Source organism: Modestobacter sp. URMC 112 (genome assembly GCF_053502575.1).
Genome location: NZ_CP199957.1, coordinates 4,219,055 through 4,232,283, shown reverse-complemented (window position 1 = coordinate 4,232,283; position 13,229 = coordinate 4,219,055). Strand labels below are relative to the sequence as shown.

Genomic DNA, 13,229 nt, shown 5'->3' with positions numbered 1-13,229 from the left:
CGGGGAGGAGTGCCGCCGTCCCGGCGGACGGCTCGCGGGGTGTCCCCGCGGAGGAGGGGAGGCCGCGGTGGGCCCAGCGCCGGTCGGACCGCCCCGCCGGGGCAGCCGCGCGGCTGCCTGGTGCATCGGCGCCGCTGTGCTCACCACCCTTGCCGGCGGCTGGCTGCCGACCGACCTCCGTCCCGCCGCGGCCGGCACCAGCGCCGTCAGCCTCGTCGATGACCGCAACGGCGCCGCTCTGTTCACCGCCACCCGCCTGCACCCCGGCTACGTGGAGACCGCCTGCGTGGCCCTCAGCGTGTCCGGCTCCGCGCAGTCGTTCAGCGAGGTGACGCTCAGCGCCGAGGTGACGCAGGACGCCCTCGCCCCGTACCTGCAGGTCTCCGTCGAGCGCGGCACGCTGACCGACCCGGCGAGCTGTGCGACGTTCAGCGGGGGGCAGGTCTGGGACGGGACGCTCGCCCAGCTGCCCCGGACGCCGGCGGCCGGAATCCCGACCGGCTGGCAGCCGGGGGAGCTCCCCAGCACCGTGTACCGCTTCACCGTGACCGTCCTGGACGACCCGCGGGCGCAGGGCCTCGGCGCCGCGGCGGCCTTCGTCTGGGCACTGGACGTCGAGCCGGTCATGCCGGAACCGGACCCGGTCCCCGAACCCGTGCCTGCTCCTGTCCCGGAGCCGGTCCTCCCGACCGATCCGGCCGGCGAGCCCGCGCCCGAGCCGATCGCGCTCCCGCCGGCACCAGTCGCTGCCCCCCCGACGCCGACGCCGACGCCTACGCGGCCCCAGCCAGCGCTCCCCACCGATCCGACGCCCCTCCCCTCCATCCCGGTCGACAACCCCGCCCCCGCGGTCCGGCCGACCGGCGGGCCGCCCCGGACCGGCGACGTGGTGCAGGCGCCGCTGCTGAAGGCCTTCCCCGCGACCGTCGAGGAGGTGGTGGCCGCCGTCGGGGAGACCGCGATCGCCGTCGTCAACGACGGGCAGTTCCCCCTGGCGCTGGTCGCGGTGGTGGTCGGGTTCCTGGCCGTGCAGGGCCGGCTGGATCACCGCGACCCCAAGCTGGCGCTGGCACCCGTGCGCACCGACCTGAACGACTTCCGAGACTTCCCCGAGATGCCGAGGACGGCGACGACATGAGCCAAACGCCCAGCTCGCCCCAGGGCTCCTTGGACATCCTCCCCCTGGCCGACCGGCTCCGGTGGCTGCTCGCCGTCCGGATCGGCGTGGTCCTCCTGCCGCTCGCGGCCTGGCTCGTGACCCGGACCCCGGAGGCGACCTCGCCGTACCTGCTCGTCGTCCCCGGCGCCGCACTGCTGGCGACGGGGCTGCTGCTGCACCGGCTGTCGGCCCGTGGTCGCCGCTGGGCGGTCGCGGCCATCACGCTGCCGGTGATCCTGGACGCTGTCCACCTCGGGTGGGCGCTGTACCTCACAGGGGGCATCACCGGTCCGGTCGTGTACCTCATCGTGCTGCACGTGCTCGCCGTCACCCTGCTGGGCTCCTTCCGCAGCGGGCTGAAGCTCGCGCTGTGGCACTCCCTCGTCGTGATGTGCGCGCTGGAGGGCGTGACCACCGGCCTGCTGCCCGCGAACGGCGGGGTCGACGGCTTCGACAAGCTCACGTACAGCATCTTCCTGGCCGCGGTCTGGGTGACCGCGGTGACGACGGCGGGGCTGGGCGCGGTCAACGAGCGGGAGCTGCGCCGGCGCCGCTACGACGAGGCGGCCCTGCGCCGCCTGGCCGCCGCTCTGCACGAGGCGGACACCACCACTCTGGTCGCGGAGGCGCTGCTGGACTTCACCGTCGACGCTGCCGACACCCCGATCGCCGCCGTCCACTGCCACGTGCCCGGGGGGAAGGGCGTGCCGGAGATGGACCTGGCGGTCCGCAAGCGCCGGGACGACGAGGCGGAGCTGCTGCGCAGCGTCGGCGCGCCGGATCCGGGCTCCCTCCTGGTCGAGGCGACCCGCCACGGCAGCACGGTCCTCGCTGCCATGCGCGGCCCGGACCCGTGGGTCGACGAGGTGCTGGAGGGCGCGGGTCGCGTCGTCGCCGTCCCGTTCGGGCTCGACGGGCAGGGTGGCGGGGTGCTCACCTTCGCCGACGACGCGCGCACCGGGTCGCGGATCGAGCAGCGCCGGGTCAGCGTCGCGGAGCAGGCCGTGGCCCATGCGGCGACCGCGTTCGCCCGTGTGACGCTGCTGGAGCACCTGCAGGCCAGTGCCCTCACCGACGGGTTGACCGGGGTGGCGAACCGGCGGGCGTTCGATGCTGCGCTGGACCGGGAGCTGGCCATCGCAACCCGCGCCGGCGAGCCGCTCTCGGTGGTCATCATCGACCTGGACCACTTCAAGAGCCTCAACGACACCTACGGGCACCTGGCCGGCGACGACGTGCTGCGAGCGGTGGGCGCTGCGCTGCGCTCGTCCATCCGGCAGGGCGACATCGTCGCTCGGTACGGCGGTGAGGAGTTCGCCCTCGTCCTGCCCGGGACCGAGGCCGGGGACGCCGTCGGGATCGCCCAGCGGGTCCGCGAGGCGCTGAGCCGGATCGACGGACCACGGGCGGTGACCGCCAGCCTGGGCATCGCCTGCCGTCCGCACGCCGGGCTCACCGGGGCCGAGCTCCTGGCCGCCGCCGACAAGGCCCTGTACGCGTCAAAGGAGGGGGGACGCGACCAGGCGAGGATCGCGGGCCTGGAGGGTCCGGTCACCGGCGTCGCCGTCGACAGCGCGGTCCCGGCCGACGGTGGGCCGGGGAGTCGGCACGCGTCAGCCGGGCCGGACCTGCTCCCCGGGGTGCACGTGCAGGCGCCCGCCGGGCGCTGAGCACCACGCGCCGGGGAGCTCCTGACCGGCTCGAGCCGGACCGGGCTCGAGGCCGCGGCGGGGCGCGCCAACAGCTCGTCGAGGGCCTCGGCATCCCGCGGGGGCCCCTCGCGGTACCCCGGCGCCTTTTCCGCGGTGCGGGCGCCGTCCGGCTGTCCGTGCTGCTCCCGGTCGCGTTGACGGCGGCGATCCCGCCGACCTCCGCCGCGTTCGCCGCGTTCGCCGCCACCACCGTCACGCCCGGCGACATGCCGTCCGCCGACCAGCTCGCGACCCACGGGCCCGTCCGCCGTCTGCACCTGCTCGACCCCGGTCGCCAGCACCTTTCGTGCCGCCGGCACTGCCACCGGTAGTCCCCGGCGTCGGTGGTCACCTCCGGCGGTGCCACCGGTACCGGCGTGACCGCGCCCACGCCGTCGTCGTCGACCACGGCGACCCACACGCGGGGTCGTGCACTGCCCCGCGTGTCGGCACCCGGACATCAGCCGCCACCGCTGCGTGTGCTCCGGTCACACCGGCCTGCTGAGCGCCGGGACCGTCAGAACCAGGAGGGGAACCACATCCGCGCCAGCCAGTCCGCCCGGCTCAGCGGCTGCCCGCTGAGCACCGGGTAGAAGTAGGCGAACGTCAGCACGACCACCGCCAGGTACAGGCACACCGCGCCCAGCCCCAGCCGGCGCCGGACGTCGTCCGCCCGGGGCGGGCCGAGCACGTCCTGCAGCAGCAGCGTCACCGCCAGCACGAAGAACGGCGTCACCGGCGCCATGTAGAAGAAGAACATCGTCCGGTCCAGGTTGATGAACCAGGTCAGCCAGCCCGCGGCCACCGCCACCGCCACGGTCAGCGCCGCGGGGTCGCGCCGCGCGGCGATGCGCCAGCCCAGCCAGATGAGCGCGGGGACGAACGCGTACCAGAGCGTCGGCGTCCCGAGCATGAGGACGTACCGGACCACCTGGTCCCCGGCCGCGTCGGTGAGCCCCTGCGGGTTCCACAGCAGCACCGGCCGCCCGTTGACCAGCCACGACCACGGCCCGGACTCCCACGGGTGCGGCGAGGACAGGCCGCTGTGGAACGTCAGCCACTCACCGTGCATGTGCCACAGCGAGCGCAGCGCGCCGGGGACGACGTCGAAGGCGGTGTCGGGGTGCTGGTCGGCCCAGTGCCGGCCCTGGGCGGTCTCGTCGAGGAACCACCCGGTGAAGGAGGCCAGGTAGGTCAGCACCGGGACGACGGCGAGCGCCCACAGCGCGCCCGGCAGCCCGCGCCGGACCGTCACCCGCGTGGGGCCCGGCACCCCGGCCGCCCGCCACGCGGCCCGGTCCCAGAACAGCGACAGGACGGCGAACGCGGCGAGGAACCAGATTCCGCTCCACTTCACCGCGCAGGCGCAGCCGAACAGCACGCCGGCCGCGATCCGCCAGCCGCGGGGCCCGAGCGCGAAGCCGGCCGCCGGCACCCGGTCGGCGGCCTCCCGGACCCGCCGGCGCACCGTGTCCCGGTCGACCACCAGGCAGGCCACACCGGTGACCACGAAGACCTGCACGAAGACGTCCAGCAGGCCGATCCGGGACAGGCTGAACGACAGCCCGTCCACGGCGAGCAGCAGGCCGGCGACCAGCCCGAGCAGCGTCGACCCGGTCAGCCGCCGGGCCAGCCGGGTGAGCACGACGACGGCGACGGTGCCGGCGACCGCGGCGGGCAGCCGCCAGCCCAGCGGGTCGTACCCGAACAGCGCGATGCCGCCGGCGATCAGCCACTTGCCCAGCGGCGGGTGGACGATGAACGTGTAGCCGCGGTTGTACTCCGAGCCCCAGCGGAGCAGCTCCTGCGCCTCGGGCGGGTAGTAGGCCTCGTCGAAGACCAGCTGGTCGGGGTAGCCGATGTCCCAGACCCGGGAGACGAAGGTCGCCAGCCCCAGCGCGACGGTGAGCACCGCGGCCAGCCGGCGGTCGTCGGGCAGCGGGGGAGTGCCCTGCCGGCGGGGCAGCGGCGGCCGGCGGCGGCGCGCGGCCGGACGGGGTGCCTCCGGCGTCGACTCCGCCCGTTCCGGGGTCAGCACCGCCATGCGCGCCAGGGTAGACAAGGACCCGGCTGCCCCCCGGCACTCGCGGGCTCGCGCCGGGCCCCTGCAGCCGGGCCGGGGGCAGCCGGCGTGACAGGCTCGGCGGGTGAGCGACGGTGCGGGGCGGCTGGTGCTGGGTGGCGCGCCCCTCGGTCAGCCCGGGGACGTCGGCCCCCGGCTGCGCGAGGTGCTGGCCACCGCCGACGTCCTGGCGGTGGAGGACACCCGGCGGCTGCACCGGCTCGCCGCGGACCTGGGCGTGACCTTCACCGGCCGGCTGGTCAGCTTCCACGAGTCGGTCGAGCAGTCCCGGCTGCCCGGTCTGGTGGCCGCGATGCGGGACGGCGCCACGGTGCTGCTGCTCACCGACGCCGGCATGCCCTCGGTGTCCGACCCCGGCTACACCCTGGTCCGCGCCGCCGTGGAGGCCGGCGTCGTGGTGACCTCGGTGCCCGGCCCCTCCGCCGTCGTCACCGCGCTGGCCGTGTCCGGGCTGCCCTGCGACCGGTTCTGCTTCGAGGGCTTCCTGCCGCGCAAGGGCGGCGAGCGGCGGGCCGCGCTGGCGGCGCTGGCCGCCGAGCCGCGCACGATGGTCTTCTACGAGTCGCCGCACCGGCTGGCCGACGCCCTCGCCGACGCCGCCGCGGCGTTCGGCGACGACCGGCCGGCCGCCGTCTGCCGGGAGCTGACCAAGACCCACGAGGAGGTCCGGCGGGGGCCGCTGTCGGCGCTGGCGTCCTGGGCCGCCGAGGGCGTGCGGGGGGAGATCACGCTGGTCGTCGCGGGCGCCGTCGCCGGGCCGGTGTCGCTGTCCCCGGCGGAGCTGGCCGCGGAGGTGGCCGCCGAGGAGGCTGCCGGGGCCACCCGCAAGGACGCCATCCGCGCCGTCGTCGGCCGGACCGGGCTGCCCCGCCGGGCCGTCTACGACGCCGTGGTCGCCGCCAAGGGCTCCTGAGCGCGCACCCGTCGGGGTCTCGCGGCGGACCGAGACCCCCACGAGCGCGCAGTGGTCGTCACATGGCCAACGCGGTGGCGATCCGGGCGATCATCGGGCCCGGATGGTGCAGGTCGGCGGCGGTCACGAAGACGACCCGCCAGCCCGCCGCGGTGAGCCGGTTGAGGCGCTCCCGGTCGCGGGCGAACTGGCCCGGCTCGGCGTGCCACAGCCCGTCGTACTCGAGCGCCACCCGCTGGGCCGGCCAGCCGAAGTCCACCCGGGCCACGAACCGGCCGCCCTCCCGGACCGTGAACTGCGCGACCGGCGCCGGCAGACCGCTGCGTCCGATGGCCAGGCGGAGCCGGGTCTCCTGCGGCGACTCCGCCAGGCCGTCGGCGAGTGCGCAGGCGTCCCGCGCCCGCCGGGTGCCCCGGCCGGTGAGCTGCGTGGCCAGCTGCCGGACCGGGTCGAGGTCGACCATCCCGGAGGCGACCATCCGGTCGACGGCCACCACGCCGTCGTCGCCGGGCAGGGCGGCGGCCAGGCCCACGGTGGTCGCCTCGGGCGTCGTCACGGGGACGTCCCGCCGGCGGATCACCCAGGGCGGGGGGAGACGTGCCCGGCGCACCGTCGTCCCGGTCACCCGGACCTGGGCCGCGCCGGCGGGGACGGTCAGCTGCACCGGATCGTCGGCGGTGGCGAGCTCCACGCCCCACAGGACGGCGGCGCTGGCGCCGGTGACCACGGAACCGGGCAGCAGGACCCCGGCGGCGGCCCGGGCCCGGAGCGCATGCGTGACGGGGAGGTCCCGGTGCACGTACACGTCGCGGAAGAGCGCTCGCCAGGTCCGGCCGCGCAGTTGGTCCGGCGTGAGGAGGCCACGGCGGACCGCCACCGAGCCGCGGAACACCCGATGGCGGAGCTGTGGGGGCACGGCCGCGGCGACAGGCACCGGGGAACGGTGCCCGAACCGGTCACTCCACCGCTCGCGTCGTCCACAGCCGGCCTCGACTGCGCGCAGATCGGGGTCTCACCGACGGAGCAGACCCCGATGGCCGCGCACTCGCTGCGGGCGGAGAGGGGTCAGAGCCAGCCGCTGCGCTTGAAGCCGCGGTACAGCAGGAAGCAGGCGGTCAGCATCGCCAGCAGCGCCATCGGGTAGCCGAAGCGCCAGTGCAGCTCCGGCATGTGCTCGAAGTTCATCCCGTAGACGCCGGCGATGGCGGTCGGGACGGCGATGATCCCGGCCCACGCGCTGATCTTGCGCATGTCCTCGTTGTCGGCCAGCGAGGTGCGGGCCAGCGAGGACTGCAGGATCGAGGTGAGCAGCTCGTCGAGGCCGGTGACCTGGTCGCGGGTGCGCAGCGCGTGGTCCTGCACGTCCCGGAAGTAGGTGCGCATCGCGTCGGGCACCACCGCCAGCGGCCGCTCGGCCAGCGTGGACAGCGGCAGCTCCAGCGGCCCGACCGCCCGGCGCAGCTGCATCAGCTCCCGCTTGAGCTGGTAGATGCGCGCGCTGTCGTCGGTGCGGGCCGGGCTGAACACCGAGGCCTCGACCTCCTCGACGTCGTCCTCGACGGCCTGGGCCACCTCCACGAAGTCGTCGACCACCTGGTCGGCCACGGCGTAGAGCACCGCGGCCGGGCCGTGGCAGAGCAGGTCCGGCTGGTCCTCCAGCTGGCGGCGCAGCCGGCCCAGCGACCCGTGCGATCCGTGCCGGACGGTGATGACGTGGTCGGGGCCCAGGAAGACCATGACCTCGCCGGGGATGACCACCTCGCTGGTGCTGGTGAGCTCCTCGTGCTCCACGTACTGCGCCGTCTTCAGCACCATGAACAGCGCGTCGTCGTCGAAGCGCTCCAGCTTGGGTCGCTGGTGGGCGTAGACGGCGTCCTCGACGGCCAGCGGGTGCAGGCCGTAGTGCGCCCCGATCGCGGTCAGCGCCTCCTCGGTCGGCTCGTACAGCCCCAGCCAGACGAACCCGCCGAGCTCGCGGGCCACCCGCAGCGCCTCGGACGGGTCGACGTCCTGCCGTTCACCCCGGACGTACACGGCGCAGTCCACCACCGGGTCGGCGGCCGCCTGGGTGGCCGTCCGGTTGCGGGGGGCGCCGGCCGGGCGTGGGCGCACGGTCGGGGACAGCCCGGTCGGCGGCGGTCGCGTGGAGGTCCCGGTCGGCGGGTCGTGCGGGCGGTCGTTCTCGCTCACCGGACCTCCTCGGTCGTGCTGCTGGGCCGCCGCCGGGCGGGCGGTCGGCACCGGGCAGCGTAGGCATGCGGCCGGTGGCCGTGCGTGGCACGCTCCCCGCAGCAGACGATCACGATCCGGCCGGCGTCCCGCGCCGACCCGGGAGGGGGACGGCGTGGCCGACAACAGGGCGCGGGTGAAGAGCGTCGAGGAGTCGATCCGCGACACCGAGGAGCCCGAGCACCAGCTCAAGAAGAACCTCTCCGGCCTGGACCTGACCGTCTTCGGGGTCGGGGTGATCATCGGCACCGGCATCTTCGTGCTGACCGGTGTGGTCGCCAAGACCGCCGCCGGCCCGGCGGTGGCCATCTCCTTCGTGATCGCCGGTGTGGTCTGCGGCCTGGCGGCCATCTGCTACGCCGAGTTCGCCTCGACCGTGCCGGTCGCGGGCTCGGCCTACACGTTCTCCTACGCCACCCTGGGCGAGTTCGTCGCCTGGATCATCGGCTGGGACCTCGTCCTGGAACTCGCGCTCGGCGCCGCCACGGTGGCGGTCGGCTGGTCCGGCTACCTCAACCAGCTGCTCGGTGACCTGGGGATCCCGCTGCCCACGTCGATCGCGGGCGAGACCGCGAGGTTCAACATCCCGGCGATCCTCATCGTCGCGGTGATGACCGCGGTGCTGATGTTCGGCATCAAGCTGTCCTCGCGGGTGACCTCCGTCATCGTCGCGATCAAGGTCGCCATCGTGCTGCTGGTCATCGCGGTCGGCCTCTTCTTCGTCAAGGCGCAGAACTACACGCCCTTCGTGCCGCCGGCGCAGCCGACCCCGACCGGCAGCGGGCTCACCGCGCCGCTCATCCAGACCCTGTTCGGGTTCGCCCCCAGCACCTTCGGGGTCGGCGGCATCCTCGCCGGCGCCGCCATCGTCTTCTTCGCCTTCATCGGCTTCGACATCGTCGCCACCGCCGCGGAGGAGACGAAGAACCCCTCGCGAGACCTGCCCCGCGGCATCATCGGGTCGCTGGTCATCTGCACCGTGCTCTACGTGGCCGTGTCGCTGGTCGTGGTGGGCATGCAGCCGTACACCGAGCTGTCGGAGGCGGCGCCGCTGGCCGACGCCTTCCGGAGCGTCGGGCTGCCCTTCCTGTCCGGTGCCATCTCCGTCGGCGCTCTGGCGGGGCTGACCTCCGTGGTGATGATCCTGATGCTCGGCCAGTCCCGGGTGCTGTTCGCGATGAGCCGTGACCACCTGCTGCCGCCGAAGCTGGGCACCGTCCACCCGACGTACGGGACGCCGTACAAGATCACCATCATCACCGGCATCTTCGTCGCGGTGCTGGCCGGCCTGGTGCCGCTGAGCACGCTGGCCGAGCTGGTCAACATCGGCACGCTGTTCGCCTTCGTGCTCGTGTCGATCGCCGTCATCGTCCTGCGCCGCACCCGGCCCGAGCTGCCGCGGGCCTTCCGGGTCCCGCTGGTGCCGCTCCTGCCGGTGCTCTCGGCACTGGCGAGCATCTACCTGATGCTCAACCTGCCGGTCGAGACCTGGTTGCGGTTCATCGCCTGGATGCTGCTGGGCGTCGTCCTCTACTTCGTCTACGGCCGGCGCAGGTCCCGGTTCTCCGTCCGCGGCGCCGCCGAGCGCGCGGCCGCCGGGCGGGCCCCCGGCGGGACCTGACCCGACCGGGGGTCACCCGGACGGGTGGATCCCGGCCGCGGGCCTCCGGCCGGCCCCTGACACGGCCGACCTGACTGGAGACAGCCCGTCCCCGGTCAGGGAGTCCCCGTGCCCAGCACCACCGCGCCCGACGCGACCCCCGTCGTCCGCCCGGCCCCGCCCGTCCCGGCGCGGGGGCCGGTGCCGCTGCCGGTGGTCGCGGTCGCGCTGCTGGCGGTGGCCGAGTCCCTCGCGCTGCTGGCCCTCGGGCTCACCGGCCTGGACGGCGTCCTCGCCGCCCGGGTGCGTCCCGACGGAGCTGTCGTCGCGCTCGTCCTGCTGGTGCTCGCGACCTGGGTCGTGCTGTGCGCGGGCGGCGGCGCCAACCTGGCCGACGGCGCCGGCCGCCTGCTGCTCGTGTCCGTCTCCGCGGCGGAGGTGGGCCTGCTGCTCGCGGTGACCGGAGCCGGGCTGCTCGGCGTCGGCGGGGTGGGGACGGTGGTCGTGGGGCCGCTGGGCGCCCTGCCGCTGCCCGCACTGACCCTGCTCGGTCTCGGCGTCCCGATGACCAAGCTGCTGCTGGCCTTCTCCCTCCCGGCCACCGAGTGGCTGGCCGCGGGTCCCCGGCCGCGGGCGCGCCGTCCCGCGCTGCCGCCCCGGCAGCGGGTGGTCCGCGGCGTCACGCTCGGCGTCATCGGCCTGGCCCTGACCACCGTGGCACTGGTCGGCCCACCGGCCGGACCGGCGACCGTCGCCGACCCCGCGTCCGTCGGCACCGCACCCTGAGGTCCCCGGGCCGCCGCGCGGAACCGGCTGGACGCCGCTCACTAGAGTCGGGACGTGAGTGACAGACACATCCTGACCGCCGTCGCCTGGCCCTACGCCAACGGGCCGCGGCACATCGGCCACGTCTCGGGCTTCGGCGTCCCCTCCGACGTCTTCAGCCGGTACCACCGGATGGCCGGCGACCAGGTGCTGATGGTCAGCGGCACCGACGAGCACGGGACGCCGATCACCGTCGCCGCCGACGCCGAGGGCGTGACCCCCCGGGAGATCGCCGACCGGAACAACCGGGTGATCGTCGACGACCTGGCCGGCCTCGGGATGAGCTACGACCTGTTCACCAGGACGACGACGGCCAACCACGCCGCGGTGAGCCAGGAGATCTTCCTCGGGCTGCTGAGGAACGGCTACGTCTTCCCGCAGACCACCCTGGGCGCGATCAGCCCGTCCACCGGGCGCACGCTGCCCGACCGCTACATCGAGGGCACCTGCCCGATCTGCGGCTACGACGGCGCCCGCGGCGACCAGTGCGACAACTGCGGCAACCAGCTGGACCCGGTCGACCTGATCAACCCGGTCAGCCGGATCAACGGCGAGACCCCGAAGTTCGTCGAGGAGGAGCACTACTTCCTGGACCTGCCGGCGTTCACCCGCGCGCTCGGCGACTGGCTGGGCACCCGCAAGAGCTGGCGGCCCAACGTCCTCAACTTCAGCGTCAACCTGCTCGAGGACCTCAAGCCGCGCAGCTACACCCGCGACATCGACTGGGGTGTGCCGGTGCCGCTGGAGGGCTGGCGGGACCGGCCGGACAAGCGGATCTACGTCTGGTTCGACGCCGTGGTCGGCTACCTGTCGGCGTCCATCGAGTGGGCCCGCCGGTCCGGCGACCCGGAGGCATGGCGTGCGTGGTGGCAGTCGCCGGACTCCGACGCCTACTACTTCATGGGCAAGGACAACATCGTCTTCCACGCCGAGATCTGGCCGGCCCAGCTGCTCGGCTACAACGGCGAGGGCGACAAGGGCGGGACGCCGGGCTCCTACGGCCGGCTCAACCTGCCCACCGAGGTCGTGTCGAGCGAGTTCCTGACCATGGAGGGGCGGAAGTTCTCCTCCTCCCGGCAGGTGGTCATCTACGTCCGCGACTTCCTCGCCCGCTACGACGCCGACGCGCTGCGCTACTTCATCGCCGTCGCCGGGCCGGAGACCCAGGACACCGACTTCACCTGGGCGGAGTTCCTCCGGCGGAACAACGACGAGCTGGTCGCCGGGTGGGGGAACCTGGTCAACCGCTCGGTGTCCATGGCGGCCAAGAACGTCGGCGCCGTCCCGACGCCCGGTGAGCTGACCGACGCCGACCGGGCACTGCTGGCCACCACGTCGGGGGCCTTCGGACCGATCGGGGACCTGCTGGCCCGCAACCGGCAGAAGGCCGCGGCCACCGAGGCGATGCGGGTGGTGGGGGAGGCCAACAAGTACCTGTCGGACCAGGCGCCGTGGAAGCTCAAGGAGGACCCGGCCCGCCGGGACACCGTCCTGCACACCGCCCTGCAGGCGATCAAGGACTGCAACGCGCTGCTGACCCCGTTCCTCCCGCACTCCTCGCAGCAGGTGCACGAGCTGCTGGGCGGCACGGGCGTCTGGTCCGCGCTGCCCACGGTCCAGGAGGTCACCGACCTCGACGACGGCTCGCCGTACCCGGTCATCACCGGTCCGTACGAGCAAGCGCAGGCGGTGTGGGGCTCCACGCCGCTGGCCGCCCCCGGCACGCCGCTGGCCCCGCCCAAGCCGGTGTTCACCAAGCTCGACCCGTCGGTGGTCGACGAGGAGCTCGCCCGGCTGGCCGAGGGCGGGAAGTCCACGGGGGACGGCGCGGCGTGAGCAGGTCGGCGGCCTCCCGAGCCAACCGGCGGGGCGACCCGCCGCCGTCCCCGGAGCCGCTGCCCGCCCCAGCGGTGGACAGCCACATGCACCTCGACATCGCCGTCGGCGGCGAGGACCGGCAGCCCACCGACGCCGAGGTCGACGAGGCGGTCGCGGCCGCGGTCGCCGTCGGGGTGCCGCGGCTGGTCCAGGTGGGGGTGGACGTCGGGTCCTCGCGCTGGTCGGCGGAGCTGGCCGCCCGGCATCCGGCCGTGCTGGCCGCGGTCGCGCTGCACCCGAACGAGGCCGGCGTCGGCGCGGCGACCGACGAGGCGCTGGCCGACATCGACGCCCTGGCGGCGTTGCCCCGGGTGCGGGCGGTGGGGGAGACCGGCCTGGACCGCTACCGCACCGGCCCGGAGGGGTGGGCGGCGCAGGAGGCCTCGTTCCGGGCGCACATCGGGATCGCGAAGCGGCACGGGACGGCGCTGGTGGTCCACGACCGGGACGCGCACGAGGAGATCCTGCGCGTGCTGGACGACGAGGGCGCCCCCGAGCACACCGTCCTCCACTGCTTCTCCGGGGACGCCGGGTTCGCGCGGGCCTGCGTCGAGCGCGGCTTCGTGCTGTCCTTCGCCGGCACGCTGACGTTCAGCAGCGCCGGCCGGCTCCGCGAGGCGGCCGCCCTCACCCCGCTCGAGCAGCTGCTGGTGGAGACCGACGCGCCGTTCCTGACCCCGGTGCCGCTCCGCGGCCGGCCGAACTCCTCCCGGCTGGTCCCGCACACCGTCCGCGCCCTGGCCGACGTCACCGGCACGCCGCTGGACCAGCTCTGCGCAGCCCTGACCGCCACCGCGGAGCGCGTCTTCGGTCCCTGGAAAAGCTGAAGGACCCCGTCCTCCTCAGCCCTC

11 protein-coding genes are annotated in these 13,229 nt (G+C 74.7%); 8 read left to right on the top strand and 3 right to left on the bottom strand.

Features of this window, described 5'->3' with window-relative positions; translation table 11 throughout:
* The first annotated feature begins 136 nt into the window (after positions 1-136).
* The 3 genes from ACWIX6_RS20125 (at position 137) to ACWIX6_RS20115 (ending at position 3,182) form a co-directional block, all read left to right on the top strand.
* A complete protein-coding gene (locus tag ACWIX6_RS20125; RefSeq protein WP_448614212.1) occupies positions 137-1,138 on the top strand; it encodes a hypothetical protein in 1,002 nt (333 codons plus the stop codon).
* Positions 1,135-2,829 (top strand): diguanylate cyclase, encoded by a 1,695-nt coding sequence (locus ACWIX6_RS20120; protein WP_448614211.1) that lies wholly within the window; start codon positions 1,135-1,137, stop codon positions 2,827-2,829. Before ACWIX6_RS20125 ends, ACWIX6_RS20120 begins: the two co-directional genes overlap by 4 nt.
* A 158-nt stretch (positions 2,830-2,987) precedes the next feature.
* Complete coding sequence (locus ACWIX6_RS20115; RefSeq protein WP_448614210.1) at positions 2,988-3,182, top strand: hypothetical protein; 195 nt, start codon at positions 2,988-2,990, stop codon at positions 3,180-3,182.
* A 185-nt stretch (positions 3,183-3,367) separates the two neighbouring features.
* Here the strand turns inward: ACWIX6_RS20115 and ACWIX6_RS20110 are convergent, their stop codons facing one another.
* Positions 3,368-4,894: a dolichyl-phosphate-mannose--protein mannosyltransferase gene (locus ACWIX6_RS20110; protein ID WP_448614209.1), complete on the bottom strand. Its 1,527-nt coding sequence runs from the start codon at positions 4,892-4,894 to the stop codon at positions 3,368-3,370.
* Positions 4,895-4,997: 103 nt separating this feature from the next.
* Here ACWIX6_RS20110 and rsmI point away from each other — a divergent pair, with 103 nt between their 5' ends.
* Entirely contained in the window at positions 4,998-5,846 is an 849-nt protein-coding gene (gene rsmI / locus ACWIX6_RS20105) for a 16S rRNA (cytidine(1402)-2'-O)-methyltransferase (protein ID WP_448614208.1), read from the top strand.
* Between the two features lie 58 nt (positions 5,847-5,904).
* On the opposite strand, the gene ACWIX6_RS20100 is transcribed toward rsmI, so the two are convergent.
* On the bottom strand, positions 5,905-6,780 hold the full coding sequence (locus tag ACWIX6_RS20100; protein WP_448614207.1) for an endonuclease domain-containing protein: 876 nt from the start codon (positions 6,778-6,780) through the stop codon (positions 5,905-5,907).
* A gap of 131 nt (positions 6,781-6,911) precedes the next feature.
* Positions 6,912-8,036, bottom strand: a complete 1,125-nt coding sequence (locus tag ACWIX6_RS20095) for a magnesium and cobalt transport protein CorA (protein ID WP_448614206.1) — start codon at positions 8,034-8,036, stop codon at positions 6,912-6,914.
* A 154-nt stretch (positions 8,037-8,190) separates the two neighbouring features.
* Here ACWIX6_RS20095 and ACWIX6_RS20090 point away from each other — a divergent pair, with 154 nt between their 5' ends.
* The 4 genes from ACWIX6_RS20090 to ACWIX6_RS20075 all read left to right on the top strand — a co-directional run bounded on the left by ACWIX6_RS20090 (position 8,191) and on the right by ACWIX6_RS20075 (position 13,205).
* A complete protein-coding gene (locus ACWIX6_RS20090) occupies positions 8,191-9,696 on the top strand; it encodes an amino acid permease (protein ID WP_448614205.1) in 1,506 nt (501 codons plus the stop codon).
* A gap of 108 nt (positions 9,697-9,804) precedes the next feature.
* Positions 9,805-10,461, top strand: coding sequence for a hypothetical protein (locus ACWIX6_RS20085; protein WP_448614204.1), 657 nt, complete (start codon positions 9,805-9,807; stop codon positions 10,459-10,461).
* Positions 10,462-10,515: 54 nt separating this feature from the next.
* Positions 10,516-12,336 (top strand): methionine--tRNA ligase, encoded by a 1,821-nt coding sequence (gene metG / locus ACWIX6_RS20080; RefSeq protein WP_448614203.1) that lies wholly within the window; start codon positions 10,516-10,518, stop codon positions 12,334-12,336.
* Entirely contained in the window at positions 12,333-13,205 is an 873-nt protein-coding gene (locus ACWIX6_RS20075) for a TatD family hydrolase (RefSeq protein ID WP_448614202.1), read from the top strand. Before metG ends, ACWIX6_RS20075 begins: the two co-directional genes overlap by 4 nt.
* Positions 13,206-13,229 lie beyond the last annotated feature (24 nt).